General features: G+C 63.7%; 23 protein-coding genes, 2 pseudogenes and 1 riboswitch. Of the genes and pseudogenes, 7 read left to right on the top strand and 18 right to left on the bottom strand.

The annotated features are described in order from the left end of the window. Positions 1 to 155: 155 nt before the first annotated feature. The 4 genes from ACF0H6_RS17040 to ACF0H6_RS17025 all read right to left on the bottom strand — a co-directional run bounded on the left by ACF0H6_RS17040 (position 156) and on the right by ACF0H6_RS17025 (position 2,895). Positions 156 to 1,484 carry an ABC transporter substrate-binding protein gene (locus tag ACF0H6_RS17040; RefSeq protein ID WP_395250701.1) on the bottom strand — a complete coding sequence of 443 codons (1,329 nt, stop codon included), beginning with the start codon at positions 1,482 to 1,484 and terminating at the stop codon, positions 156 to 158. Between the two features lie 56 nt (positions 1,485 to 1,540). After that, positions 1,541 to 1,744, bottom strand: coding sequence for a cold-shock protein (locus ACF0H6_RS17035; protein ID WP_059388209.1), 204 nt, complete (start codon positions 1,742 to 1,744; stop codon positions 1,541 to 1,543). A 136-nt stretch (positions 1,745 to 1,880) separates the two neighbouring features. Further along, positions 1,881 to 2,510, bottom strand: a complete 630-nt coding sequence (locus ACF0H6_RS17030; RefSeq protein ID WP_395250700.1) for a LytR C-terminal domain-containing protein — start codon at positions 2,508 to 2,510, stop codon at positions 1,881 to 1,883. A gap of 49 nt (positions 2,511 to 2,559) precedes the next feature. Then, positions 2,560 to 2,895, bottom strand: a complete 336-nt coding sequence (locus ACF0H6_RS17025) for a DUF3263 domain-containing protein (RefSeq protein WP_395250699.1) — start codon at positions 2,893 to 2,895, stop codon at positions 2,560 to 2,562. 149 nt (positions 2,896 to 3,044) lie between these two features. Here ACF0H6_RS17025 and ACF0H6_RS17020 point away from each other — a divergent pair, with 149 nt between their 5' ends. The 4 genes from ACF0H6_RS17020 to ACF0H6_RS17005 all read left to right on the top strand — a co-directional run bounded on the left by ACF0H6_RS17020 (position 3,045) and on the right by ACF0H6_RS17005 (position 6,322). Next, complete coding sequence (locus ACF0H6_RS17020; RefSeq protein WP_395250698.1) at positions 3,045 to 3,812, top strand: uracil-DNA glycosylase; 768 nt, start codon at positions 3,045 to 3,047, stop codon at positions 3,810 to 3,812. 15 nt (positions 3,813 to 3,827) lie between these two features. Continuing rightward, entirely contained in the window at positions 3,828 to 4,667 is an 840-nt protein-coding gene (locus tag ACF0H6_RS17015; protein ID WP_395250697.1) for a siderophore-interacting protein, read from the top strand. A 124-nt stretch (positions 4,668 to 4,791) separates the two neighbouring features. Continuing rightward, positions 4,792 to 5,019, top strand: a complete 228-nt coding sequence (locus ACF0H6_RS17010) for a multiprotein-bridging factor 1 family protein (protein ID WP_395250696.1) — start codon at positions 4,792 to 4,794, stop codon at positions 5,017 to 5,019. After that, positions 5,012 to 6,322, top strand: coding sequence for a type II toxin-antitoxin system HipA family toxin (locus tag ACF0H6_RS17005; RefSeq protein WP_395250695.1), 1,311 nt, complete (start codon positions 5,012 to 5,014; stop codon positions 6,320 to 6,322). Before ACF0H6_RS17010 ends, ACF0H6_RS17005 begins: the two co-directional genes overlap by 8 nt. A gap of 24 nt (positions 6,323 to 6,346) precedes the next feature. Here the strand turns inward: ACF0H6_RS17005 and ACF0H6_RS17000 are convergent. The 8 genes and pseudogenes from ACF0H6_RS17000 to ACF0H6_RS16965 form a co-directional block, all read right to left on the bottom strand. Continuing rightward, positions 6,347 to 7,827 (bottom strand): annotated as a pseudogene (locus ACF0H6_RS17000) (threonine/serine exporter ThrE family protein). 13 nt (positions 7,828 to 7,840) lie between these two features. Continuing rightward, positions 7,841 to 8,914: a lipid II:glycine glycyltransferase FemX gene (locus ACF0H6_RS16995; protein ID WP_395250694.1), complete on the bottom strand. Its 1,074-nt coding sequence runs from the start codon at positions 8,912 to 8,914 to the stop codon at positions 7,841 to 7,843. 377 nt (positions 8,915 to 9,291) lie between these two features. Continuing rightward, entirely contained in the window at positions 9,292 to 10,704 is a 1,413-nt protein-coding gene (locus ACF0H6_RS16990; protein ID WP_395250693.1) for an L-serine ammonia-lyase, read from the bottom strand. 143 nt (positions 10,705 to 10,847) lie between these two features. Beyond that, positions 10,848 to 12,167 carry a serine hydroxymethyltransferase gene (gene glyA, locus ACF0H6_RS16985; RefSeq protein ID WP_395250692.1) on the bottom strand — a complete coding sequence of 440 codons (1,320 nt, stop codon included), beginning with the start codon at positions 12,165 to 12,167 and terminating at the stop codon, positions 10,848 to 10,850. Continuing rightward, complete coding sequence (gene gcvH, locus ACF0H6_RS16980) at positions 12,164 to 12,547, bottom strand: glycine cleavage system protein GcvH (protein WP_395250691.1); 384 nt, start codon at positions 12,545 to 12,547, stop codon at positions 12,164 to 12,166. Before gcvH ends, glyA begins: the two co-directional genes overlap by 4 nt. Before the next feature lie 397 nt (positions 12,548 to 12,944). Beyond that, the gene (gcvT, locus tag ACF0H6_RS16975) at positions 12,945 to 14,093 is read right to left on the bottom strand and encodes a glycine cleavage system aminomethyltransferase GcvT (RefSeq protein ID WP_395250690.1); all 1,149 of its coding nucleotides are present in this window, start codon (positions 14,091 to 14,093) and stop codon (positions 12,945 to 12,947) included. A gap of 12 nt (positions 14,094 to 14,105) precedes the next feature. Next, positions 14,106 to 16,968, bottom strand: a pseudogene (gcvP, locus tag ACF0H6_RS16970) (aminomethyl-transferring glycine dehydrogenase). Positions 16,969 to 17,154: 186 nt separating this feature from the next. Beyond that, positions 17,155 to 17,252: riboswitch (glycine riboswitch) on the bottom strand. A 105-nt stretch (positions 17,253 to 17,357) separates the two neighbouring features. Then, the gene (locus ACF0H6_RS16965) at positions 17,358 to 17,906 is read right to left on the bottom strand and encodes a TetR/AcrR family transcriptional regulator (protein WP_395250689.1); all 549 of its coding nucleotides are present in this window, start codon (positions 17,904 to 17,906) and stop codon (positions 17,358 to 17,360) included. A gap of 82 nt (positions 17,907 to 17,988) precedes the next feature. On the opposite strand from ACF0H6_RS16965, the gene ACF0H6_RS16960 reads away from it, so the two are divergent. Beyond that, the gene (locus tag ACF0H6_RS16960) at positions 17,989 to 19,530 is read left to right on the top strand and encodes an MFS transporter (protein WP_395250688.1); all 1,542 of its coding nucleotides are present in this window, start codon (positions 17,989 to 17,991) and stop codon (positions 19,528 to 19,530) included. 5 nt (positions 19,531 to 19,535) lie between these two features. On the opposite strand, the gene ACF0H6_RS16955 is transcribed toward ACF0H6_RS16960, so the two are convergent. The 3 genes from ACF0H6_RS16955 to ACF0H6_RS16945 form a co-directional block, all read right to left on the bottom strand. Further along, positions 19,536 to 19,994, bottom strand: coding sequence for an SRPBCC family protein (locus ACF0H6_RS16955; RefSeq protein WP_395250687.1), 459 nt, complete (start codon positions 19,992 to 19,994; stop codon positions 19,536 to 19,538). 35 nt (positions 19,995 to 20,029) lie between these two features. Beyond that, complete coding sequence (locus ACF0H6_RS16950) at positions 20,030 to 20,365, bottom strand: ArsR/SmtB family transcription factor (RefSeq protein WP_395250686.1); 336 nt, start codon at positions 20,363 to 20,365, stop codon at positions 20,030 to 20,032. 89 nt (positions 20,366 to 20,454) lie between these two features. Further along, positions 20,455 to 21,288: a sigma-70 family RNA polymerase sigma factor gene (locus tag ACF0H6_RS16945; RefSeq protein ID WP_395250685.1), complete on the bottom strand. Its 834-nt coding sequence runs from the start codon at positions 21,286 to 21,288 to the stop codon at positions 20,455 to 20,457. A gap of 144 nt (positions 21,289 to 21,432) precedes the next feature. On the opposite strand from ACF0H6_RS16945, the gene ACF0H6_RS16940 reads away from it, so the two are divergent. Then, complete coding sequence (locus tag ACF0H6_RS16940) at positions 21,433 to 22,029, top strand: hypothetical protein (protein ID WP_395250684.1); 597 nt, start codon at positions 21,433 to 21,435, stop codon at positions 22,027 to 22,029. A gap of 8 nt (positions 22,030 to 22,037) precedes the next feature. On the opposite strand, the gene csrA is transcribed toward ACF0H6_RS16940, so the two are convergent. Then, complete coding sequence (gene csrA, locus ACF0H6_RS16935; RefSeq protein ID WP_395250683.1) at positions 22,038 to 22,298, bottom strand: carbon storage regulator CsrA; 261 nt, start codon at positions 22,296 to 22,298, stop codon at positions 22,038 to 22,040. A 4-nt stretch (positions 22,299 to 22,302) separates the two neighbouring features. Next, a complete protein-coding gene (locus tag ACF0H6_RS16930; protein ID WP_395250682.1) occupies positions 22,303 to 22,599 on the bottom strand; it encodes a hypothetical protein in 297 nt (98 codons plus the stop codon). Positions 22,600 to 22,666: 67 nt separating this feature from the next. Here ACF0H6_RS16930 and ACF0H6_RS16925 point away from each other — a divergent pair, with 67 nt between their 5' ends. After that, positions 22,667 to 23,395, top strand: coding sequence for a hypothetical protein (locus tag ACF0H6_RS16925; protein WP_395250681.1), 729 nt, complete (start codon positions 22,667 to 22,669; stop codon positions 23,393 to 23,395). Here the strand turns inward: ACF0H6_RS16925 and ACF0H6_RS16920 are convergent. Next, positions 23,337 to 25,385, bottom strand: a complete 2,049-nt coding sequence (locus tag ACF0H6_RS16920) for a flagellar biosynthesis protein FlhA (protein ID WP_395250680.1) — start codon at positions 25,383 to 25,385, stop codon at positions 23,337 to 23,339. The genes ACF0H6_RS16925 and ACF0H6_RS16920 overlap by 59 nt on opposite strands. Positions 25,386 to 25,398: the final 13 nt, after the last annotated feature.

Below are 25,398 nucleotides of genomic sequence, written 5' to 3'. Positions count from 1 at the left end.
CGCCACCATCTTCCGAGCGGCCGGAGCCGCACGAAGCATTAGCAGTCAGTGCTTGAGAGTGCTAATCAATAATTAGCACTCACCCGAGGAGAGTGCAAGCAGAAAGTGCTGGAAACCATTCGCCACGCCAAGGGAGTTCGCTACCAGCAAAGCCATCACGGGGTCCGCGAGGCCGTCTCCTTGCCACTCACCCGCGCAGTGTTGTCAGCGCCGTAGGTGAAAACCATGTAATTGGACGATGTGACGTCGCCGTTGGAGTCGAATCCTATGGTGCCGGATTCGCCGTCGTAATCCGGCAGTTTGGCCGCCTTCAGCACCTCGACGCAGTCCTTGTATGACGTGCAAGACGCGCGCTCTTTTGATGCCGCGGCGCCCGACGTCGGACGCGTCCCGCCGGCCACGGTGGTGAGCCAAGCAGCGATCGATGCCCCGGCGTCGTCGTCCGCAGCCGCAGCAGCAAGCGCCGCGAGGGTGACGGCGTCGTACGTTTCAGCGGCGTACGTCGTGTCCTTGAGTTTGGGATCGATCCCCGTCAGTCCGGCCTGAAAGTCCACGCCCGGGAACACGCCCGGAAGAATCCCCCGCGCACCGTCGAGGCCGCCGGCACCGAGGGCGGATCCGTACTGGCGTATAGCGCCGTCGCTCAGGATCAGTTTCTTGCCGCTCAGCCCCGCGTTCATCAGCTCGGCCAGGGCGCCTTGGGCACCATCGCGGGCAACCACGACGACGGCGTCCGGCGTCCCGGATTTGATGCTCGCCGCTGCCGGAGCTGCTTTGCCGGACGCGAATTCCACGTTGGACACAGCGTTCATGCCGAGGCTGCGTGCAGCATCCATGACCGCCGCGGAGACGCGCGTACCGTAGTCCCCGGCTTCGTGCAGAACGGAGAGTGTCTTAGCACCGGAATCGTGCGCCAGCTTCGCCAGGACGCTGCCTTGGGCGGCGTCGGCGGCCGAGGTTCGGAAGTAGAAACCGCCGCTCTTGTAGCTGCTGAGCCCCGACGCGGTGTTTGCGGGTGAGATGAGCGGAATACGGGCAGGCGAAAGAATATCGATCGCGGCGGGCGCATGGCTCGAATCCGTTGGCCCCACCACGACGTCGGCGTGGGCCGCAAGCAACGCCTTGGCTTGTGACGCAGTGTCGGCAGTGAAGGCCGCAGCGCTGCTGCCGTCACTGGCCGCCGATGCCGGGAGTAACTCCACAGGATGGCCTTTGTAACCGCCGGCGTCGTTGATCTGCTTGACGGCCAGCTTGGCTGCTGCAAGTTCGGACTCGTTAAGGAACGCGGAACTGCCGGTATTGTCCAGGATCATCCCGATGTGCAGGACGCCGTCTCCACTGGGGGTGACGGCGTCGAGCCGCGCGTTTCCCACCTGGGCGGAGCACCCGGCCAATCCGACGGCCAACGCTGCACAGCCTGCGAGGAGGGGTGCTACCAGCGAAAATGTCCGGGACCGGCGCCCTCCGGATGGCTGTGCATCCAAGAGCCGTGTCCGCCGCGCCCCTAGGTGCCTGAAATGCCTCGTTGCCGCAACACCCACTAGATAAGCCGCACGCTCTCTGCCTGCGGGCCCTTCTGGCCCTCACCGAGTTCGAAGTCGACCCGCTGTCCTTCTTCGAGCGCACGGAAGCCATCCATCTGGATGGCGGACCAATGTACAAAAATGTCGTCACCGGACTCATCCACGGTGATGAATCCGTAGCCCTTTTCGGCATTGAACCATTTGACGGTTCCCAAAGCCATGATCCCCACACTTTCAACTAGCAGTGGCCAGCTTCCGGGATCTCCGGGCCAGCTCACAACTACTGTAACCACAGTCACGTTGCAGTAGCGCAACCTTGGGTGAGGGTGGCCGCAATGTTATTGAGGCGTAACCGAGTTACTTGTAGCCGGGCCCCAGAATGACGACCACCGGCTGCTGGAATTCGGCACTGTCCACCAGGTTGGCGATCCCCAGCAGCTTGCCGAGCGCTTCCGCATTGCCCTTCTGGGCGGCGCCGTTGTAGAAGACGGAAGAGGTCTGCTGGGGCATGCCGCCCCAGTTTGCGACCGTGGACAGCGGCCAGCCGCCGCCTTGCACTACGCCGGCAACACGGGCAGCCAGGCCACCGGTGGTGGTGCCGTTGTAGACCGCGACTGCCGCGGTCTTGTCCAGCGGCGCCGTGCTAGGCGCGGTGCTAGCCGTGGGCGTGCTGGAAGTTGCGCTCGGGCTCGGCTGGCTGGACGGCTGGACTGAGCCATTTGCAGAAGCCGGGCCGCTGGCAGTCGGCGAAGCTGTGGGACTCTTGGAGGCGCCCGCCGCGATGGCAGCCTGCGGCGTGGTCGAGGAGGTTAACCCAAGCTTCGGAAGGACGAGGAAGGCAACGAGGCCCACGGCCAACGCAAGACCGCCCAGGACCAGCACGGGCCAGAGCGCGGGCCGGGAGGCCGACGCGACGAGCCGGTGGACACCTTGGCGCGACGAGCTTTGCGGGACACGGTCGAATTCATCCCGGGCAAATTTGGTCATGGTGAAGCCTTGTCCTTGCTGCTTGCTTGCTGGGTGATCAGCGGGTGCTCTATGCGTCGGAACCGAGACGGCGCGCAGTGCGGGCCCTCTGACGTGACATACGTAGTCTACGCAATCTCTTGACCAGCATAGGATCATGCGCGAGAGCATCCTCGGTGTCGATGAGGGCGTTGAGGAGCTGGTAATAGTGCGTCGCAGAGAGATCGAACAGCTCCCTGACCGCCTGCTCCTTGGCGCCGGCATACTTCCACCACTGCCGCTCCAAGGCGAGCATCTGCTGCTCACGCTCGCCCAGCGGCGAATCGCTGCGGAGCTCGGCGGACAAGTCCGCAAGCACCAATCCAGTTGCTTCGGACGCCATGGGTTCCCGTGCGGGTTCTGCCACGACACACTCCTTTGACGCATTGACTGAATATTGTCCCCCGCCCATGGTAACGGGCGAATAACAAGGATGTCATTTGCCCCGCCGGACCGCGGCGCCGCTTTCCACCTCGGCACTTTCCCCCACCGCCCAAGTACAGGGACAATGGCTGGGTGGTAGGCAAAGAAGCATTGTTTGAGTTCGGGTTCGAGGATCACTCCCCCGAATTCGAGGCACTCCCGGGAATGGCCTTGGAGGATTTGATGGCCCCGGACTGGGCGGAGGCACTGTCCGGCGTCGAGGATGAATTGCGCTCAGTGCTCGCGTTCGTGGCCAGCGAGGCAACCCGGGGAACCCAAGTGCTGCCGGCGGCGTCGAACATCCTGCGTGCCTTCCGGCAGCCGCTGGCCGACGTCAAGGTGCTGATCCTCGGCCAAGACCCCTACCCGACGCCGGGACACGCCGTCGGGCTTTCCTTCGCGGTTTCGGGGCACACCCGGCCCATTCCCCGCAGTCTCGCAAACATCTACCGGGAGATGGAAGCGGATCTCGGCCTGCCACCGAGGGTCCACGGCGATCTCTCCGCCTGGACAGGCCAAGGCGTCCTCCTGTTGAACAGGGTCCTGAGCGTCGCGGCAGGTGCCGCCGGCTCGCATCGGGGCAAGGGCTGGGAGGCCATCACGACGGCGGCAGTCACCGCCGTCGCCCGGCGCCGCGCCGCTGTGGGACAGCAGAGTCCGCTCGTCGCCATGCTGTGGGGCAGGGACGCCGAAGCGGTGCAGCCTTTGTTGGAAGGCGCGCCCGCGATCATCTCCGCTCATCCCAGTCCGCTGTCCGCGTCCCGGGGTTTCTTCGGTTCGCGCCCGTTCAGCCGGGCCAATTCCTCGCTGGTTGATCAAGGCGCAGATCCCGTCATCTGGGAACTCCCACCGTTGCCTTAGCTTAGGCTTGCCTACATGACATCTCTGCCCGCTACGTCGTCGGCATCCCGCAATACCCGCCCCCAGGTGAGCCTGACTGTGCTGCGCACGGAACAGCTTTCACCCCACATGGTGCGCATCATTGCAGGCGGACCCGGTTTTGCCGGTTACGTGAACAACGCTTTTGTGGACCGCTACGTGAAGATCGTGTTCCCGCAGCCCGGCGTCGACTACGAGCTGCCCCTGGATCTGTGGTCCATCCGCGAGACCATGCCCCGCGATCAGTGGCCATACACCCGCACTTATACGGTCCGCTGGGTGGACGAGGCAGCCCGGGAACTGGCAATCGACTTTGTGGTGCACGGCGACGAAGGCCTGGCAGGGCCTTGGGCCCTGGCTGCCCAGCCGGGCGATGCACTGGTCTTCACAGGTCCGGGCGGCGCCTACAATCCAGCGCCCGACGCCGACTGGTACCTTTTCGCGGGCGACGACGCCGCGCTCCCGGCGATTGCCGCCGTGATTGAATCCCTGCCAGCAGATGCCAAGGGCATTGCTTTCCTTGAAGTCGACAGCGACGCCGACATCCTGGACATCGCGGCACCCTTGGGCCTCGAGCTGCGCTGGCTCTTCCGTGCCGGCATTCCGGCTGGATCGAGCCCGATCCTCCTTGATGCGTTGAACGAAGCAGAGTGGCTGACCGGCCGGGTGGACGTGTTTGCACACGGTGAACGCGGCTACATGAAGGGCCTGCGGGACATCTTCTTCAAGCAGCGTGGGCTGGAGCGTTCCCAAGTATCCCTCTCCGGATACTGGGCCCAAGGCCGCGTGGAGGACGATTTCCAGGCAGAGAAGAAACTCCCGATCGGGCAGATCTAGCGCCGGCGGACGATCCGAGCTTTCCCCAACGGGCAACTGTGACTACATTGTCGTATTAAATTGGATATGATTACGAAAAGGTAATCAAATTGCCTCTATTACGAAAAGCTCATCAGGAGGTCCGGTGCACGGCGTCATGAAGTCGGTCTCAGACCTCGGCCTGGTGGTTTACGGCATCCGCCAGCGCGCCCGCCTCTCCCAACGCGAGCTCGCCGACCGCCTCGGCGTGAGTCAGCGGTACCTGTCCGAACTTGAGACCGGAAAGCCAAAGGTGCTCAACGGGCAGTTCTTCACCGTCATGGAAAAGCTTGGCATTGAACTGTCCTTCCGGGAAGGGGCGGACCGTGGCTGAGGCGCAGGAGGTCCACCTGTACGGCACGGTCATCGGCCATCTGGTCCGGGCAGGTCCTGACACGGTCGTCTTCGAATCCTCAGATGCCGGAATGGACAGGTTCGGTGTCGGCTCACGTATCCTCTCCGCCAACCTCCCTCTTGGCCCTCGCAAGTCCTCACCAGCGGCCGCCACTGCATTCTTCGGCGGACTGTTACCGGAAGGCTCCGGACGGTCCAACCTGGCGCGGCAGGCGAATGCCAACCGTGATGACGTATATGCGCTCGTTTCCTACGCGGGCCGGGACGTTGCCGGTGCCATCCGAATCGGCGGGGACCCCGGGGAGCCTGAAGAGTCTTACGAGCCCGTTACCGCCGAACAGATCGCGGAGCGCCTGACTCTCATCAACGACTATGCCTTGGGCGCGGTCGGCGGAGGCGGCTCCTTGGCCGGGTACCAGCCCAAGACCACCTTGGCCCTGCTGGACGGGCTGTGGCACGCGGGAGTCGATGGCGCCGCGTCCACCCACATCATCAAGCCGGTGGCGGCGGGGAACGAGCTCGCCCTGCACACCGAGTCCTACTGCCTGGATCTCTCCAGGAGGGTCGGGCTGACCAACTACGCCAGCGGAGTGCAAACCTTCGCCGGCCGCACTGTCCTCGTCCTGGAGCGTTATGACCGCAGGATCGCCGGCCGGAGCGTTGAACGCATCCACCAGGAGGATGGCGCCCAAGCCCTTGGCCTCCCTTGGGACACAGACAGCAAATTCGAAGGTGTCAATCCGGGCGCCAACCTGCGGAATCTTGCCGGACTGCTCCAACGCCGTCGGGATATCCTCGGGGGCGGCTCCGACGACCGAGAGAAGCTGCTCGCCCATACGGCCTTCAATACCGCGGTCGGCAACACCGACGCCCACGCCAAAAACTTCTCGATCCTTCGCAGCGCCGACGGCTCGGTCACGCTGGCGCCGCTTTACGACGTATCGTCCCATGCCCTCGCACCCAACGGCCAGTTGAACATGTCCCTGCGAATCAACTCGCGCGCCTATCAGCCGTCACTAACGGTCGAAGACCTTGTTGCAGAAGGGGTCTCTTGGGGAATCGACGAGCGGCACGCGAAAGCGGCCGTTACCGATACGCTCGAACAACTTGACGAGGCCGTCGGAGGGACGGACCCGTCTGCCGTCGGAGAGAAGGTGCGCTGGTACATCGCCCACGGCACCCGCAACCTTCTCAACGGTAAGCCCGCGGGCGTTGGCGCCGCCCACCCGTCGCTGCTCACCCTGGGACCGGTACCATCAGTTCCGCGCGCTGAGCATGGGTGAACTCCGCGCGCACCCTAGACTCCATTACCGCCGGCGCACGCGGCGGCGTTCGTTGCTCGCCAGTCCCTTGGTCAGCGGCCGGGCAAGGTTGTCGCCCAGCACGATTCCTGCGGCCACGCCTAGCACGATTGCTCCGGCGTTGAGCATGCCACCCGAACCCAGCAAGACGTCCGCTTCCTGCACCGTCAACACATACATTGAACGGAATATCTTCAGCCCAGGCAACAGGATGAGGGCTGCCGGGACGGCCACCACCAACTGCGGCGCCCCGAGCTTGAGCGCCACCATGCGGGCGAGCAGGCCGATGATCACGGCGGAAATCGCCGGCGAGAGCCGGTCTCCGAAGCCCAGGTTGGAAGCCCCCCACAAGACGAAGTAGCCAACCAAACCCACTGCCGCCGTCGGGAGTAGAAGTTTGAGCAGGGTCTGCTCGGTGATGCCGATGGCAATCACGGCGATGGCGATCAGGATCGTCTGGCCCCACAATGGATACGCCTCGGGGAATGTTTGCGTGACGTCGATCGCGGCGCTGCCGATGAGGTCACCCACAACCACCGCGACGGCGATACCCGCGACGATCGCGCCAAAGGTCAGGATGGTGGACAGGAAACGTCCGGCCGCAGTCACGGGGAATCCATTGATGGCGTCTTGCACGGAAGAGACGAGCCGCCCTGTTGGCAACAGCAGGAGAATGCCGCCCGCCACGACGATGGACGGCGGGATGTTCGCCCCGGTCCAGTGGAGCATGAGTGCGATGAACGTGACCAGGAAGGAACAGGCCGCTGTCACGAAGAAATCGGGCGTGCGCCACTTGCCCAATTGCCGGGCCACGAGATTGACAAGCATGTTCGAGACGAAAGCCAAAGCGGATGCCCCAAGTCCCCCGCCCAGGACCCCGACGAAAACAGCGGAGAAGACGCCGAATGCCATAGTGACCATCCACCGTGGGTATGGCTTGCTGCTCCGGATGATGTCATCCAGCCGGCGCACGGCTTCCACCCTGCCCACCCCGCCGGCCACGATGTCGGTGACGAGCTGGTGAGACCTGGGCCAGACCTGCGTAGTTGTTGGTCCAGGAACGGACCACACGCAGCAGGGTCAGAGGGGTCTGGTCTTTGGGCGCGTAGTTGATCTGGACCGACTGGTTGGTGATGTCGACTTCGATGTTCTTCAGGCCGAGCGCAGCCGTGACCGCGATGATGCTGGTCTCGACTTCCAAGGCGCCCGCGCCGTAACGAAACATGGACTCGGCCATGTGCAGCGCGAAGTCGATGGTCTTGCGGGCCGATTCATCAACACCACCCACATGGATGATGGGGTTCGCGTAGGGACTTCCCGCTAAGCGATCCACGATGCTCATGGGCGCAGTGGGAGGATTCTCACCCTGCACGAGCTTGCGGAGCATCCGTTTGGCGTTGGCGTTCTGGGCGCACCTGGGATGGATTGAGCGGCTGCGTCTTGGGCAAGCCGTCCGTGGTGGGCCTGTTGTCGGGGCGGTCAGTCACGCGGGTGTTTCCTCTAGTAGAACTGCTGGCCCGTACGGCGGGTGTAGATCTGCCGGGCGATGCGCTCTCCGGCTGCCGTCCAGAGCTTGTACTTCAGCGGGTTGATGACTTGGTCATAGCAACCCACGAAGTCTGTGACGGTCTTGCTGAAGCTGGTCTTGAAGAGCCCGAGTCCATGGAATGGGTGCGAGGTGTCCTTGAGCCGGTCTGCGGGCGGCGTGCCGCAGAAATCGTACTCAGTGCAGCCCAGTTCCTTGACCTGGTTAATGGCCGTCCATTGGACCAAGTGCGAATCGCCGTACTGTGAACGCTTCTGCAGGGAGCCGCCGTCCTTGTACGTGCCTTTCCGGCCGTAGTTGATAACGAACGCACCAACCGATGGAACACCGTTTTCGAAGACAAACAGAAGCCTGCCCTGGCCACGCTCGATGAAATTGGTCCAAAACTGGCGATAATACCCGAATTCGCGGACCCGCACTTGGGACTTCGCTTCCACGGTGTTGGTCATCAGCGCATACATGGAACGGAAGTTCTCCTCCGTGGGTTCCATGTCCTGGACCTCGACGCCTTCGCGGATGGCCCGGCGAACCGCGTTGCGGCCACGGGAATGGAGGTTGCGCAGGAGCTGGTTCTCTTCCGGGGAAATGTCCAGCAGGGCTGTGGAGTCGTTCGGCTGCAAGTTGGGAGTCTTGACCACTCCGGTGGCCTCAATCGCGGCGCGCGCGCCATCAGTCAGGACAATGTCCGGCTCGATCTTGATGGCAAACACCCCGAGTTTGCTCCGCTTCACGAATTCCTGGTTAGCCCTGATGATCCCGGGAATGTCCTCGACGCCGGCCACGTCCGGGCCCTTGATGAGGTACCACAGCTTGCCAAGCAGCGGAAACGACTTCTCCAAGACCAGGTTGTAGCTGCTGTAGTCCGGGGATTCGTAAACGAGGTGCAGGGGCTTCCACCCGAAGTGCTGTTTCACGTCCGCGAACGCCTCGGACTGGAGGAGGTTGCCGCCGTTGGGGTTGGCCGTGACGTGCTTGTCCCAGTGTTCGATTTCCTCGGCGGTGGCAAAGCGTGCGGTAAATTCTCGCAAGGGGGCCGTGTCCAATCAGTTGCGTACTTGAGGCAGCAGGCGCCGGTGTGCGGCGCAGGCGTTCAGCCTCAAGTCTATCGGCCCTCACGGAGAGCTACCGCCTGGCCCGTTCCGACGCCTTCACATGGATGCCGTTCGTTTTTCTCACAGGCAGGGCAAAGGTTCCCCAAAGTCCACAACTATTCCGGAGGCGGAAAGTGGTATCAACACACCATCCGAACCAGGAGGATCCGATGATCGTCTACCGCCCCATTCCGCCACTCTCGACCGGCCGCAGCAGCAGCCTGTGGTCGGCCTTCGCAGCCATGGCCTCCGCGGCGTTGCTAGGCCAACCTGGCCAACCGGCGGACGCCACCTCGCTCACCAGGAGATGGGTGTCAGCATTCGACGACGTTGACGGCCAGGCCTCCCATGGCAGTTTCCTTGTATTTGGAGGACATGTCCTTGCCGGTTTCGCGCATGGTCACGATGACTTCATCGAGCGAAACACGGTGGGTGCCGTCGCCCCAGAGCGCCATCTTCGCGGCGTTGATTGCCTTGGCTGCCGCGATCGCGTTGCGTTCGATGCAAGGGATCTGCACGAGCCCGCCAATCGGATCGCAGGTCAGACCCAAGTTGTGTTCCATCGCGATTTCCGCGGCGTTCTCCACCTGTCCTGAAGAGCCGCCCATGACTTCCGCCAGGCCAGCGGCGGCCATCGAGGACGCGGAGCCGACCTCGCCCTGGCAGCCGACCTCGGCACCCGAAATCGAGGCCTGTTCCTTGTAAAGCACCCCGACGGCCCCCGCGGCCAGCAGGAACTTCACCACGACGTCGTCGCGGTCCTGCTGCGTGGCCTTGTCCATCCCGGGAGCGAAATGCAGGGCGTAGTACAGCACCGCGGGGATGATCCCGGCGGCGCCGTTCGTGGGAGCGGTGACCACCCGACCACCCGAGGCGTTTTCCTCGTTCACCGCCAGGGCGATCAGGTTCACCCATTCCTGCCAGTACTTCGGGTCCCGGTAATCAGGGTCCTGGTCTTTGGTTTCCTTCAAGAGCCGCTCGTGCCAGTCGGGGGCCCGACGGCGGACCTTCAGTCCGCCGGGCAGCACACCTTCACGCTTCAGGGACGTCTCGACGCAGGCTTCCATGACGGACCAGATGTGCAGCAGGCCCTCACGAATTTCCTCTTCGCTCCGTGAGGCGCGCTCGTTGATGAACATGATGTCGCTGATGCCCAGGCCCTTGGACGCGCAACGGCCCATCAATTCCGCGGCGGTGCGGAAGGGCAGCGGGAGTTCCTTCTTGGATTCCTCCAACTCCTTCCGGGCAGCGTCTTCCTCGCCCTCCCGGACGATGAATCCCCCGCCTACGGAGAAGAACGTCGCCTCGTGGAGGGTCTCGCCGTCGGCGTCTGCAACCTGGAATTTCATACCGTTCGTGTGCCGGGGCAGAACCGTGAGCGGGTGCAGGATCATGTCCGCTTCGCCGTACGGCAGGGATACTTCCCCAGCCAGGTTCAGCTGACCGGTCTCCGCGATCGACGCAAGCCGTTCCTCCACTTCCTCAGGGAGGATCTCCTCGGGGTGGTACCCCTCCAGGCCCAGCAGCACCGCGGTCATGGTCCCGTGCCCCCGGCCCGTGGCAGCCAGGGAACCGTACAGGTCAACGCGCAGGGATGCCACGCGTTCCACGACGCCGGAGTCCTTCAACTCGCCCGCGAACACGGCGGCAGCCCGCATCGGCCCCACAGTGTGCGAACTCGAAGGACCAATCCCAATAGAGAAAAGATCGAAGACGCCAACAGCCATGTCGGTTTCCTTAATTACGTAAGTGGGTGGTCGGGTTGGGGGCGGCCGGACCCCTCCGAGTTTGTGTACAGATCGTGCCCGTTATCACGCCCCTAAAGGGCAATACGTGTACACAAACTCAAAGGGGTCGGCCCCTGAGGCAGCTAGCTGAGGTTCGCAACGCCCGGGTAGAGCGGGTGCGCGGCGGCCAAAGCCTCCACGCGGTGACGCAGACCCGAGAGATCAGCGTCGGCGTCGGCGATCAGTGCTTCGGCGATGATGTCCGCAACTTCACGGAACGCCGCCTCGCCGAAACCGCGGGTGGCCAGGGCCGGGGTGCCGATCCGCAGACCCGAGGTGACCATCGGCGGGCGCGGGTCGAACGGAACCGCGTTGCGGTTCACCGTGATGTCAATCGCGGCGAGCCTGTCTTCGGCCTGCTGGCCGTCGAGTTCGCAGTTGCGCAGGTCCACGAGCACCAGGTGCACGTCGGTGCCACCGGAAATCACGGAGATCCCCTTCACGGTGACGTCTTCCTGGACGAGGCGTTCGGCCAGGATCCGGGCACCGGAAAGCACACGCTCCTGGCGCTCCTTGAACTCCGGCGTGCCGGCGATCTTGAACGCGACCGCCTTGCCCGCGATGACATGCTCCAACGGGCCGCCTTGCTGACCCGGGAAGACTGCAGAGTTGATCTTCTTGGCGATGTCGGCGTCGTTGGAGAGGATGATCCCGCCGCGCGGACCGGCGAGAGTCTTGTGCGTGGTGGACGTCGTGACGTGGGCATGCGGGACCGGGGACGGGTGCAGGCCCGCGGCCACGAGGCCCGCGAAGTGCGCCATGTCCACCATCAAGTACGCGCCCACCAGATCGGCGATCCGGCGGAACTCCGCGAAGTCCAGCTGGCGCGCATAGGCGGACCATCCGGCCACGATCAGTGCCGGCTTGTGCTCCAGTGCCAAGGCCTCCACCTCGGCCATGTCCACCGTGTGGGAGTCCTCGCGAACCCCGTACGGGACCACGTTGTAGAGCTTTCCGGAGAAGTTGATCCGCATGCCGTGGGTCAGGTGTCCGCCGTGGGCCAGGCTCAGGCCCATGATCGTGTCGCCCGGCTTGATGAGGGCGTGCATCACGGACGCGTTCGCCTGGGCGCCGGAGTGCGGCTGCACGTTCGCGTATTCGGCACCGAACAGGGCCTTCACGCGATCGATGGCCAGCTGCTCCACCACGTCTACGTGCTCGCAGCCACCGTAGTAGCGCTTGCCCGGGTAGCCCTCGGCATACTTGTTGGTCAGCACCGAACCCTGCGCCTGCATGACAGCCACGGCAGTGTGGTTCTCCGAGGCGATCATTTCCAGGCCATTGCGCTGGCGGGTGAGTTCGTCGTCGATCTTGCCCGCGATCTCCGGATCCAGATCAGAGAGCAGCGCGTCCAGGGAAGGCGAAACAACCTGCTCGAAAGCGGTTGCGGAAGCCGCGCTCACAGCTCGCCACCGTTCTTGGAAGCGTATTCCTCAGCGGAGAGAAGCGGACCGTCGGATTCGGCGGCCACCTTGAACAGCCAGCCCGCACCGTACGGATCGTTGTTGATCAGGGCAGGATCGTCGACGACGGCGGAGTTCACTTCCGTGACCTCGCCCGTCACCGGGGAGTACAGGTCCGACACGGACTTGGTGGACTCAACCTCGCCGCAGGTCTCCCCCGCAGTCACATCCGCGCCGACCTCGGGCAAGTCAACGTACACAATGTCGCCGAGGGCATCAGTGGCCACGGCGGAGATACCAACGGACACAAGATTGCCCGCTTCCCGAGCGACCCATTCGTGTTCGTCGGAGTACTGCAGTTCAGGTGCAACTTTTGCCATGTGCTTTTCCTTTGCTTTGGTCTAAAACAGTTTGGTCGGTTGGGTGGCGGGTGAGCGAATCCCTCCGCGTGCTCGGTCGCGAAGACGCCCGCTGGGCGGACGTAACGCTCCCTTAGACGCACGCTTCCGGAATCCACTCACCTGCCCATGCCAAGTTCAGTTTTCGGGGCCAACAGTTCCGGAAAAGAACAGTGGCCCTTTCAGGTTTAGTCGGTGGCCCGTGGTTCCCGTGGGCCGATCCAGTTTCAGTGGGCGGCACCGAAGGTGAGGTACCGAGCCCCTTCGGGCCCGGCATCCGGCAGCATGCGTCTAAGGGAGCGTCACGTCCGCTCAGCGGGCGTCTACGCGACCGAGCATGCAGAGGATGTCGGGTCCGACGGGCTTGAAGCGAGGCGAACTACTTCGCCCGCTTGTAGAACGGCAAGGCGACAACCTCGAAGGGCTCGGACTTGCCGCGCAAGTCTACGTCCACAGCCGTGCCTGCTTCAGCGTGTTCGACGTCGACATACGCCAACGCTACCGGGTAACCGAGCGTCGGGCTCGGCTGGCCGGAAGTGACTTCGCCGACCACTACGCCATCTTTGAGGACCGAGTAGTGGCTGCGTCCGGCACGGCGGCCGAGGCCCTTGAGTCCAACCAGCTTGCGGCCGCTGGTGGTGCCGACGCCGTCGGCCTTCAATGCTTCGAGTGCTGTGCGGCCAATGAAGTCGCTTTCCTTGGCGAGCGAGACGACCGGACCCAAGCCTGCCGCGAAGGGGTTTCCTTCGCGGGAGAGCTCGTTGCCGTAGAGCGGCATGCCGGCTTCAAGGCGCAACGAGTCACGCGAGGCCAGGCCTGCAGGGACCAATTCGCCATCTTCGGCAACGGCTGCGATGGCCTGCCACAGGGCGGCAGCGGAATCGTTGTCTACGAAGATTTCGAAGCCGTCCTCGCCGGTGTAGCCGGTGCGGGCGAGCAGCAGTTCGGACGAGGCACCGGCCACAAGGAAAGGCACCTCGACGGCGGCGTAGTACTTCAGCTCCGTCACGAGGCTGTGCTGGGCGGCAGGGACCAGGCGGAGCAGGATGCTCTCGGCTTTGGGACCCTGGACGGCGATCAACGAGGTGGCTGCGGAAGCATCCTCCACGACGACGTCGAAGCCTGAAGCACGTTCGGCCAGAGCCTCAGCAACAACCTTGGCGTTGCCGGCGTTGGGCACCACGAGGAACTTGTCGGAGCCCTCAACGGACGACGGGCGGCGGTATGTGATGAGGTCATCGATGATGCCGCCGTCTTCCTGGCAGATCAACGAGTACTTGGCCTTCCCCACGGACATGGCGGAGATCTTGCCTACCAGCGCGTAGTCCAGGAACGCGGAAGCCTGCGGGCCCGTGACCCAGACTTCGCCCATGTGGGAGAGGTCGAAAAGGCCTGCGGACTGGCGGACGGCGTGGTGCTCGGCCAATTCGGAGGAGTACTTCAAAGGCATCTGCCAACCACCGAAATCGGTGAAGGAAGCGCCGAGCTTCTTGTGCTCTTCGTAAAGCGCAGTGTAATTCTCAGTCATGTTGGTCGATCCTTAGTTCTCGAAGGCTTCGATCGGAGGGCAAGAGCAGACCAGGTGACGGTCGCCCGCGGCGCCGTCGATGCGGCCTACCGGCGGGAAGTACTTGTCCTGCTTGAGGTGGTGGACCGGGAAGACGGCCTGCTCGCGGGAGTACACACGGTTCCAGTCGGAGCTCACGACGGCGGCAGCCGTGTGCGGCGCGTGCCGCAGCGGGCTGTTCTCCACGGTGAACTCGCCGTGGGCAGCACCTGGTCGATCTCCTTGCGGATGGTGATCATGGCCTCGATGAAACGGTCGATCTCGCCGAGGTCCTCGGACTCGGTGGGCTCCACCATGAGGGTGCCCGCAACGGGGAACGCCAGGGTGGGAGCGTGGAAACCATAGTCGATGAGGCGTTTGGCCACGTCCTCGGCGGTGACGCCGGTCTTGGCCGTCAGTTCGCGCAGGTCCAGGATGCACTCGTGGGCAACGAGTCCGCCTTCGCCGGTGTAGAGCACGGGGAAGTGCTCGTTGAGGCGGGAGGCAATGTAGTTCGCGGCAAGGAGCGCGGACTTCGTGGCTTCGGTGAGGCCTTCGCCGCCCATGAGCTTCACGTACGCCCAGGAAATCGGCAGCACACCGGCGGAACCGAAGCGGGAAGCTGAGATGGGAGTGCCCTGCGAAGAAACGCCGCCCTCGGACGATGCCGCGGCGTTGCCGGGCATGAACAGCGCCAGGTGGGCCTTGGCTGCGACCGGGCCAACGCCGGGTCCGCCGCCGCCATGCGGGATGCAGAAGGTCTTGTGCAGGTTCAGGTGGGACACGTCGCCGCCGAACTTGCCCGGCTGCGCCAAGCCTACGAGGGCGTTCAGGTTGGCGCCGTCGATGTACACCTGGCCACCGGCTGCGTGGACGGAATCGCACACTTCCCGTACGTCGGCGTCGTACACGCCGTGCGTGGACGGGTAGGTGATCATGATGGCCGAGAGCACGTCCCTGTTGGCTTCGATCTTTGCCTGCAGGTCCGCGTGGTCGATGGTGCCGTCAGCGGCCGTGGCGACAACAACAACCTTCATACCGGCCAGGACTGCGGAGGCGGCGTTGGTGCCGTGCGCCGACGCCGGGATCAGGCAGACGTTGCGCTGCTCATCGCCGCGGGAGTGGTGGTAGCCACGGATCGCAAGCAGGCCCGCGAGCTCACCCTGGGATCCGGCGTTCGGCTGGATGGACAGACCTGGTCGTAACCGGTGATTTCAGTCAGCTGGGACTCCAGGTCCGTGATCAATTCACGCCAGCCCTCGGTCTGGGAATCCGGAGCGAAGGGGTGGATCGAGGCGAACTCCGGCCAGGAAATGGCTTCCATCTCGGCCGTGGCGTTCAGCTTCATGGTGCACGAACCCAAGGGGATCATGGTGCGGTCCAGCGCGAGGTCGCGGTCCGAAAGCCTGCGGATGTAGCGCAGCAGCTGGGTCTCGGAACGGTGCGTGTTGAACACCGGGTGCTGGAGGTAGTCGGAAGTACGTTCGACGGCGGCATCCAGCGCGAAGCCCTCTACCGAGCCGGCGGGCGAGGCACCGAACACGCTGACGACGTCGGCGAGGACCGTCGTCGTCGTGGTCTCGTCAACCGAGATGCCCACAGTGTCGGCGTCGATGCCGCGCAGGTTGATGCCCTTGGCCTCGGCAGCTGCAACGATCTCGGCAGCCTTGCCCGGCACGCGGACGGTAACGGTGTCGAAGAAGCTGCCGTGCAGGACCTCGAGGTCCGCTGCCTTCAGCGCGGCCGCCAGGGTCCGGGCGTGGTTGTGGGCGGTCTCGGCGATCGCCTTCAGGCCCTCGGGTCCGTGGTAGACGGCGTACATCGAGGAGACGATGGCCAACAAAGCCTGAGCGGTGCAGATGTTGGACGTGGCCTTCTCGCGGCGGATGTGCTGCTCGCGCGTCTGCAGGGCGAGACGGTAGGCGGGAGTACCGGCGTCGTCCTTGGAAACGCCCACCAAGCGGCCCGGCATGGAGCGCTCGAGGCCCTTCTGGACAGCCATGTACGCGGCGTGCGGACCGCCGAAGAACAGCGGAACGCCGAATCGCTGGGTGGAGCCGACGGCGATGTCGGCACCCTGCTCGCCCGGAGGCGTGATGAGGGTGAGGGCGAGAAGGTCTGCGGCGACCGTGACCAGGGCACCGCGTTCCTTGGCGGCGGCGATCACGGCGGCGTGGTCGAACACCCGGCCGGAAACGCCCGGCTGCTGCAGGACGATACCGTTGATGTCGCCGTCGGGCAGGCCCTGGGACAGATCAGCGATCTCGACCTCGAAGCCCAGCGCCTCGGCGCGGCCCCTGACGATCGCGATGGTCTGCGGGAGGCAGTCGGCGTCAAGGACAGTCTTGCCGTCGTGCGCCGTCTTGTTCTTGTTCGCGCGGCGCATCATGAGGACTGCTTCGGCGACCGCCGTGGCTTCGTCCAGCAAGGAGGCGTTGGCGATGGGCAGGCCGACGAGGTCCTGGACCATGGTCTGGAAGTTCAGCAGGGCTTCGAGGCGGCCCTGGGAGATTTCCGGCTGGTACGGGGTGTAGGCGGTGTACCAGGCCGGAGATTCGAGGATATTGCGGCGGATCACCGGTGGCGTGACCGTGTCGTAGTAGCCCTGGCCGATCATCTGCACAGCCGTCTTGTTCTTGGAGGCCAACTTGCGCAGCTCAGCAAGTACTTCCACCTCGCTCAGGGCGTTTTGCAGAGTCAGTGCCACGTCCTGGCGAATGTCGTTGGGAACCGCGGTGTCCACGAGCGAATCGACGCTGTCGTAGCCAACAGACTTGAGCATGATGTCAATGTCGGCCTGGCGTTGGGCACCGATGTGCCGGTCAACGAACGTGGTGGAGGTTGAATTAACCGTCACGAAGGAACTCCATTACTAAGGGGCGCAGGGTACGCCATAGCTAATCGGGTTCCTCCCCGCTCTGTATTGGACCTGAGAGTTTCCGCGAAACGTGCTTGTGGCACTGCTTCGCTTGCACCGTCGGTGAGCACAGCATGTTCGGGTGTCCAGGACACCGGTAAACAGCTTGCTGCTTTCCAGAGTTGCCTTGCCGCGGCGGTACATGGGCCTGAGAGATTCCTGGGGAGGGTTTGCTCCTACGGCGCCTGCATCACTTGCTTGCAGGACTCTCCCGCCGCAGGTCAAAGGCGTATTCAGTTATGTGAATCAGATCGTGGTTGCCGGTGACGGCTGCCACAAGTGTCAATTGTCCTACGGACTGCCCGCGTCCGCAAATAAAGTCACCGCGCTCAGTCACGGAGGCGTTCGACGGCGGCGAGCAGCGCGACGACGTCGGCATTCCTTTCGCTTGCGTTACCTTCTGTATCGCCGGCTCCGCCTTCAAGCATGGCGTTGAAGTACAGCCCATCGCCCATATAACGGACAGCCTTCGCCATCTCCGGCCCTACTTCATCGGCAAGGACATCCAGCCATTGTTGCTGGATTCCGGCGAAGCGCCTGCGGGTTTCTTCATGGGCTACTTCCGCGAGCCGCGTAGCGGCCACAAACACGCGGTCCATCGGGGTATCGGCCCAGAGGGAGGACTTGATGAAGAAAGCGGAGGCACCCTCGGGGGCCGCTTTCATCGCCTCGATGTCCAGCTTGGCCAAAGCGTCCATGCGTTCCAGCAAGGAACTGATCATGGCTTCCTTGTTGGGGAAATGGTAGAGCAAGCCGCCCTTGGAAACGCCCGCACGTTTGGCGACGGCGTCGAGCGTAGCGGCACGCTCCCCCACCTCGATCAACAGGGCTTCAAAGGCATCCAGGACAGCGTCCCGGGCAATAGGTTTTCGCGGCATGGTGTCCATCATCCCTTAGTTCGATACAACAGTTAGATAGGTGAGATTGAAACTATACCGTCCAGACGGTATAGTTATCTTCATGTTCAGCCCATCCACAACCCAGCACCCCCGCACCCCTTCGACCCAATCCGCCCAGTGGCGCGATTGGACTGCCCTGGCACTCTTGATGTTCCCCGTACTGCTGGTGGCTGTGGACAATACCGCGCTGACATTTGCCCTGCCGGAAATCGCGCGGACGCTGGACGTGGGGGGCGTGCAGCTGCTGTGGATCGTGGATGCCTATGCGTTGGTGCTGGCCGCCTTGCTGGTATCCATGGGCAATCTGGGCGACAGGATCGGCCGGCGTCGTTTGCTGTTGATCGGCGGCACCGGCTTCGCCGCCGTTTCCGCAGCCACAGCCTTTGCGCCGTCGGCCGAATGGCTCATCGCGGGACGCGCCGGGCTGGGCATCTTCGGCGCCATGCTGATGCCGTCCACGCTGTCCCTGATCCGCAACATCTTCCCGGATCCGAACCGCCGCCGGCTTGCCATCGCCGTGTGGGCAGCCGGGTTCTCCGGCGGCGCCGCTTTGGGGCCGATCTTCGGTGGCTGGCTCGTGGAGCACTTCTGGTGGGGAGCCGTCTTCCTGGTGGCCGTCCCCCTGCTGTTGCCCCTGATCGCTTTCGGCCCGTTTCTCATTCCCGAGTCCAAGGATCGCAACCCAGGCAAGCCGGACGTCCCCAGCATTGTGCTGTCCATCCTGACCATGGCGCCGGTTGTCTATGGCATCAAGGAGATCGCAGTTCACGGCTTCGGTCCGGGCCCCGCAGCTTTCGTGGCGTTCGGCCTGGCCATGGGAATCGTCTTTGTCCGCAGACAGCGGGCATTGACGTCCCCCATGTTGGACGTGCGGCTTTTTGGCAACAAGGTGTTCAGCACGGCCATTACGGCCAACATCCTGTCCCTGTTCTCCATGACAGGGTTCATCTACTTCTTCGCGCAGCATCTGCAGCTTGTGGAGGGACGGTCCCCCATGGAGGCTGGAATTACCATGGTTCCGGCACTGCTCGCCACCATCGTGGCAGGCCTCGTGGTGGTTCCCTTGGTCAAGCGGATCCGTCCGGGACTGGTGGTGGCGTTCGGCCTGACCCTGAGCGCGGCGGGATATCTCGTGGCAGCAGTCGGAAACCACGGCCAAGGGCCCGGCTATCTCTTGACGGCACTCTTGCTTCTGGCCGTGGGAGTTGGTTCGGCTGAGACCATCTCGAACGATCTCATCCTGGGCGCAGTCCCTGCCGACAAGGCGGGCGCAGCCTCGGCGATTTCCGAGACCGGCTACGAGCTCGGTTCATTACTGGGTACGGCCGTGCTTGGTTCCATCCTGACCGCGTCCTACCAGCAGCACTTGGTGCTTCCGGTTGAACTGGCAGGCCATGCGGCCGATCGCTCGCGGGAGACGCTTGCCGGAGCCATGGACACCGCCGCGACGCTGCCGCAGCCTTTGGCCGGGGCCCTGACCGCCGCGGCGCGTGCAGCCTTTGAATCGGGCGTCCACATCACCGCGGCGATCGGGCTGGTACTGATGGCCGGAGCGGCAGTCCTTGCCGCCGTCGTGCTCCGCCGCGTGCCGACCGCAAAGTAGGGCCGTCAGTTGCCTTCCACGAAGGCCTTGAGGGCATCGAGGAGTCCCTCGGCGCCCTCCTTGCGGCCCTCCACATGGTCTTCCGAGGTGAAGTAGGCACCTTGTTCGGTCAAGGTAAGGCGGGTTCCGTCGCCGTCGGACTCCATTTCGATGGTGGACAGCGAAACTGACATCCTCTCGCCGTTGAGATACATCTCGTAGCTGTAGACGATCCGCTGGTTCTCGACGATGTCGTGGTAGACCGACTTCATGCTCGACACGAAGCCGCCTTCGGGGCCACCGGTGTCCGTCTCGGATCCACCTTCGCGGAAGTCGAGGCTCGATTCACCCTGCGTCCACTCTTCCGGGCCGACAAACCACTTCTTCTTGTTGCCATAATCCGAAAATGCTGACCAGACGCGCGACACCGGGGCGTCGAGTTTGCGTTCGAGGGTAAAGCTTGCGTGAGTGATGGGGGTGCTCATGGCTACTCCTTGATTGATTGGCTGGTGGTCTTGGTTTATTGGGTGGTTTGGTTGAGAAAACTTTCCAGACGGTCCAGCCGGCGCTCGGCCGAGGTCCGGCGCAAGCCAAGCCAGGCCTCCGCCTCCCGAACCGTTTCGGGGATGATGCTGCAGCTGCGGACCCGCCCGATTTTCTCGCTGCGCACCAGTCCGCTTTGTTCCAGGCCCTGGAGGTGCTGGACAATCGCCGGAAGGCTCATGGCGAAGGGCTTCGCCAATTCCGAGACCGACGCTGGCCCTTCGCACAACCGGGCCACGATGGCCCTTCGCGTGGGGTCGGCAAGGGCGTGGAAGACGGAATCGAGATCCGCGGCGCCTTGATTGTTAAGCACATGCTTAAGTATTCGCTTAAGCATGTGAAAGTCAAGGGGTTGAATTTCATCAGGGGTGCTGAGTCACCGTCTGATATCTCTCGGTCAAACTAGATGGCGCGGTTGAATGCCACCTCGGGGGAACTGAAACCACGGGTAATTCCGCCCAAAGTAGCGGTGGCGAGCGTCGAGAGGTAGTCGTGCCGGCGTCGGGCGGTAATCCGTGATTGGGGCTCATAGCTTTGCTCGGGGTCGTCAGCATAGTGCGCCGAAAGGCCATCCCGCATGAGCCGGATGCCCTCGGCGCGCTGTTGAGACACCGCAGCGTGGGTGGAACCGAGTTCCTCGGCGAGTTCCTTGACGGTTCTTCCGGCGAAGTAAATCTCTTCGACCACGTAGCGCATCTTTTCCGGCAGGGCCTCGACGGCGGCACGAAGATACTTGAGGCGCTCATCGGCCAGGACTGAATGCTCAGGGGAAATAGTGTCCGCGGCAACGGTGTCTACCACCACGTCGTCCAGCGGGGAAAGAGTCCTGGCTGCGTCGGCGAGGGCTGCTTCAACCACGCTGCGTTCGACGCCCAAGGCTGAAGCCGTTTCGGCCACTGTCGGGGTACGGCCAAGGACACCCGACAGGGTTTCCTGGACAGACATGGTTTCCTTGATGCGTTTGCGTGCAGAACGTGTAGCCCAGTCACTGGACCGCATCTCATCTGCAAAGGCTCCGACGATCCTACGGCGCGCAAAAGCGCCGAAGGGGACTCCGAGGTTCGGATCGAAAGAATCGGCGGACGTTATCAGCGCCACGGACCCAACCGACGCGAAATCGTCGCGCGACAAATGAGAAGCTCTGGCGCAGAGCTCGGACACCAAGTAGCCAACGAGCGGCAGATGCTGCAGCACCAACTCGTTGCGTTCTTCGCGATTCAAGAGTAGTCCCCCCATGAGACCGGATTATTGAGTTGCAAAAGCCTGATTCCAGCGATCCCGGAGCCAGCTGCTGAGACGGTGCAGCGGATCAAAGAATACTCGGAACAGACATCTATTCAGCGAACATATCATCTGATTAATAACAACGCGTGTACGCTCATGAAAAAGATGCTAAACGGTCCTCGGAACCACGTTCTGCAGGCCAAAACCGGGGAATGGGGAACCGTGGGGGCAGATGAGTTATCGGCGACGCTGTGGCGTGAGCGGAAACGATTGGAACTGTTGTTGTTCCGGCTGGAATCACAGCTGTTCCACGTCCGGGCCGGCAACTGGCGGTGGCTGAACTTCACAGCCTCTGACGTAGAGAACGTCCTGGAAAACCTGCGGTTCGACACCCTCGCCCGGAACATTGAATCTTCGGCCGTGGCCATCCAATGGGGCGCCCCTGCGAACGCGACTTTGCCGACCATCGCATCCGTCGCGCCGCCGGGAATCTGGCCGGAACTGCTTCAGGAACACCATCACGCCATGGTGCTCCTGCTGAACCAGGTCGGGGCTACCGCTGCAGCCAACGTCGAGGCCCTCCAGCTGGGATCCCGCGCGCCCGGCACCACGGCTGATCCGGATGCCGCAGCTGATCCGGATGCCGCGGCTGACGTCATGCTGTTAGCGGTGACTGCCAATATTCAGCGCGCGTTGGCTGTGACGAAGGATTGTTCCCTGCCGCTCCTCGAGGAATTCCTGAAACCTGGCTAATCCCTGGCTCAGTCCTTGGTCTGGTCCTTGGCCGGTTTCGGGGCGGGCGGACGCAGCCCCGCGAGGAGTTCCTCGGCCTCGGGCCCTGCCTGGGCTGCCGCGAGGTTGGCAGCAGCGATCGCCTCAACCACTTCGCGGCGCTGGATGGATACGCCGCGGGGCGCCTGGATTCCGATCCGCACACCGTCGCCGCGGCCCTCCATGACGGTGATGACAATGTCATCACCGATCATGATCTGTTCGCCCGGCTTGCGTGTCAGTACCAGCATGCTCTCAATCTACCTTTCCGAGCACCGCAACGCGGGCTGCCTTGCCGTCCACCCAGCCGACCGGGAGGCCAAGGCCGTTGACGGTTTCCGGGCTCCCGGTTTCCGCCGCACCGAAGACCGCGAGCGCGTCGAGCGAAGCCCGCCCGGCGGCCAGGCCGGCGGAGAGTGCCAGCACCCAGGCCTTGGTGTCTTCCGCTTTCCGCCCCGCGTCGGCAACCAGCCACAGTTGGTCTGCCGCGAGGCTGGCGATGCGTGCGGCATGCGTCACGGCCTCGCCCGACTTCCCCAGGCCATACGCCACCAGTGACGGTTTGGCCGGTGAGCACCGCCTGGGCGCGGGCCGCAGTCGCACCCTGACGCCCCGTCACATGGAGGTGCCCGAAAGCGGTCAACGCTCCGGCTGTCCGGACGTCGGCGCCGCCCTCCGCGATGGACATTTCCAGTGCGGCTCCCAAGGCGTCGTCACCGAGGCCCAAAAGGACGATGAGGTTTCCACTGCCGCAGAGTGGAACCGGTGGCAGGGCAGGGACAGGCAGCACAGTGGAAACGGCGTGCTCGACGACGGCGGCGGCCGGCAGGGCGGCGAGCGTCGCTTGCGTTGGCGGTTCGGCGGAACGCGCCTGAAATTCTTTGCCGAGCTGATCCAACAATCCCGCGAAGTCCGGCGAGGCAGTGGATACGGCGGCAGTGGATACGGATGCGGAGGATACCGCTGCGGACGGACGGTGAAGGTCCAACTCAGCCGCGTCCGCTTGCTCCAGCAGAGCGGCAATGGCGGGCCCCTGCAACGCGTGTGCCGCCACGCCAAGCCGTGCCTCCGCCGTCGGGCCCTCCTCGCCATCATTCACCATTGCACCCGCAACAACCACCGGATCTCCCGGCGGAACCTCGATAGTCGCTTCGTAGCGGTTGGCAGCGAAGAGCCCGACGATCCCGGGATTGGTGACCTTCTCGGCTGCGACGATCCGCGCCCCCGGGCCGTACAGTTGCTCGGCTTTCTCCCGGATGGCATCCAGGGATGCGCCTTTCAGGCGGTATCTAGGACTGGATTGCTTCGGCATGGCGGACCACCCCCACGGTTTCGATCTGAAGGTTGACTGATGTCACTTCACGGTAGGACAACACGGGAACACCGCCGTCGGGAGCCGCCACGAGCCGCCGGACGGCCGGCCGCAACGCCGGGGCGCAGACCAACACGGCTTGCCTTCCCGCAGCGGCCGCTGATTCCACGGACGCCTTGACGGACGTCAGGACGGCGTCCAGGCGCGCCTGGCTCATGACGATCTGCGTGCCACCTTCGCCGGGGCGCATGTCCTCGAGCATGGACTGTTCCAGGAGCGGATCGATCATGATCACGTTGAGGACCGTGCCGTCCAGGAACTTGGCAGCGAGCGCCGGCCCGAGGGACTGCCTGGCGGTTTCGATCAGCGCCTCGGGCTCTGTGGAAACCTTGGCGCGAAGGGCCAGTGCCTCGTAAATGCGCGGGAGATCGTTGATGGGAACTTGTTCCTCGAGCAGTCCCTGCAGGACCCGCTGGACCTCGGCAAGGGACATTAGGCCCGGAATGAGTTCTTCGACGGCGGCAGGGCTCTGCTTCCGCACGCCTTCCGTCAAGACCCGGACGTCTTCGCGGGTGAGGAGCCGCGCGGCATTGGCCGAGACGATCGAGGACAGGTGCGTCACGAGCACGGACACCCGGTCAATCACAGTTGCCCCGGTCATTTCTGCACTGTGCCGCATTTCAGTGGGGATCCATTTTCCGGCCAGCCCGAAGACCGGTTCCACAGTGGAGGTGCCGGGCAAGGCGTCCAGGAAGTCGCCCAGCGCCAGCAACTTGCCCGATGGCGCCGTGCCACGTCCGGCTTCCACCCCGGCAATGCGGATGGCATAGCTGGCAGGCGGCAGCTCCATGTTGTCGCGCGTGCGGACCGGCGGGATGACGATCCCCAGCTCCATGGCGATCTTGTGGCGCAGGGAGCGCACCCGGGCCAGGAGATCGTCCGAGGCGCCGGAGACCATGTCCACCAGGTCCGGAGCCAATAGGATCTCCACGGGATGGACGCGCATGTCCTGCATGAGCCGCTCGTTGGGATCTTCTTCGGACCTCTGGGTGGCTGCTTCCTCGGCGTCGTCAACCTCGAGCTGCTTCTTCTGCTGCGTCGCCAGTCGCCTGGAAGCGAACAGCAGGAAGGCACCTACCAGCAGGAACGGCAGGATGGGCATGCCGGGGATGAGGGCCATGGCTACCGCGGCGACTCCCGCGATGAGCATCGCGTTGGGCGATTGCATGAGCTGCGAGGAAGCCGTGCGGCCCATGTCTTCCTCGGCATTGGACCGGGTGACGATCATGCCTGTTGACACGGCCATGAGGAGCGCCGGGATCTGGGTCACGAGCCCGTCGCCCATCGTCAGCAGGCCAAAGGAGTTCAGGGCGTCGCCAACATTCATGCCACGCTGCAGCACGCCGATGGCAATGCCGCCCACGAAGTTGATGATGATAATGATGATGCCGGCAATGGCATCGCCCTTGACGAACTTCGAGGCACCGTCCATGGCACCGTAGAAGTCGGCTTCGGCGGACACGTCGGCTCGGCGCTTGCGCGCCTGGGCATCGGTGATGAGGCCGGCATTGAGGTCGGCGTCGATGGCCATTTGCTTACCGGGCATGGCATCCAGGGTGAATCGGGCGCCCACCTCCGCCACGCGTTCGGCACCCTTGGTGACCACCACGAACTGGATGACCACCAGGATCAGGAACACGACGGCGCCGATGATCATGGATCCGCCCACGGTGACTTTGCCGAAGGCGTCGATCACTTGTCCGGCGAAGCCCTGCCCCAGAACCAGCCGGGTGGAGGCGACGTTGAGCCCAAGACGGAACAGCGTGGCCACGAGCAGCAAGGACGGGAACACCGAGAAGTCCAGCGGCTTCTTGACGAACATGCTGGTGAGCAGGATCAGCAGTGCCAACAAGATATTGCAGACGATCAGGAAGTCCAGCAAGGGCGCTGGAACAGGAACCACCAGCAGCAGCACAATGCCCACGATTCCCACCGGCACGGTGAGCCTGGCGAATCTGTTGTTCATTGCTGTGTCCTGT

Origin of the sequence: Arthrobacter sp. NA-172 (assembly GCF_043952055.1) — a bacterium.
Taxonomy (GTDB): domain Bacteria; phylum Actinomycetota; class Actinomycetes; order Actinomycetales; family Micrococcaceae; genus Arthrobacter.
The sequence above is the reverse complement of the archived record's forward strand: the minus strand, read 5'-3'. Positions and strand labels throughout refer to the sequence as shown.

Coding starts and splice junctions, on each gene's coding strand:
- ACF0H6_RS17035 (WP_059388209.1), bottom strand. CDS start 1,744: ATGGCTTTGGGAACCGTCAAATGGTTCAATGCCGAAAAGGGCTACGGA.
- ACF0H6_RS17030 (WP_395250700.1), bottom strand. CDS start 2,510: ATGACCAAATTTGCCCGGGATGAATTCGACCGTGTCCCGCAAAGCTCG.
- ACF0H6_RS17015 (WP_395250697.1), top strand. CDS start 3,828: ATGACATCTCTGCCCGCTACGTCGTCGGCATCCCGCAATACCCGCCCC.
- ACF0H6_RS16990 (WP_395250693.1), bottom strand. CDS start 10,704: ATGGCTGTTGGCGTCTTCGATCTTTTCTCTATTGGGATTGGTCCTTCG.
- gcvH (WP_395250691.1), bottom strand. CDS start 12,547: ATGGCAAAAGTTGCACCTGAACTGCAGTACTCCGACGAACACGAATGG.
- gcvT (WP_395250690.1), bottom strand. CDS start 14,093: ATGACTGAGAATTACACTGCGCTTTACGAAGAGCACAAGAAGCTCGGC.
- ACF0H6_RS16965 (WP_395250689.1), bottom strand. CDS start 17,906: ATGCCGCGAAAACCTATTGCCCGGGACGCTGTCCTGGATGCCTTTGAA.
- ACF0H6_RS16960 (WP_395250688.1), top strand. CDS start 17,989: ATGTTCAGCCCATCCACAACCCAGCACCCCCGCACCCCTTCGACCCAA.
- ACF0H6_RS16955 (WP_395250687.1), bottom strand. CDS start 19,994: ATGAGCACCCCCATCACTCACGCAAGCTTTACCCTCGAACGCAAACTC.
- ACF0H6_RS16945 (WP_395250685.1), bottom strand. CDS start 21,288: ATGGGGGGACTACTCTTGAATCGCGAAGAACGCAACGAGTTGGTGCTG.
- ACF0H6_RS16940 (WP_395250684.1), top strand. CDS start 21,433: ATGAAAAAGATGCTAAACGGTCCTCGGAACCACGTTCTGCAGGCCAAA.
- csrA (WP_395250683.1), bottom strand. CDS start 22,298: ATGCTGGTACTGACACGCAAGCCGGGCGAACAGATCATGATCGGTGAT.
- ACF0H6_RS16925 (WP_395250681.1), top strand. CDS start 22,667: ATGGAGGTGCCCGAAAGCGGTCAACGCTCCGGCTGTCCGGACGTCGGC.
- ACF0H6_RS16920 (WP_395250680.1), bottom strand. CDS start 25,385: ATGAACAACAGATTCGCCAGGCTCACCGTGCCGGTGGGAATCGTGGGC.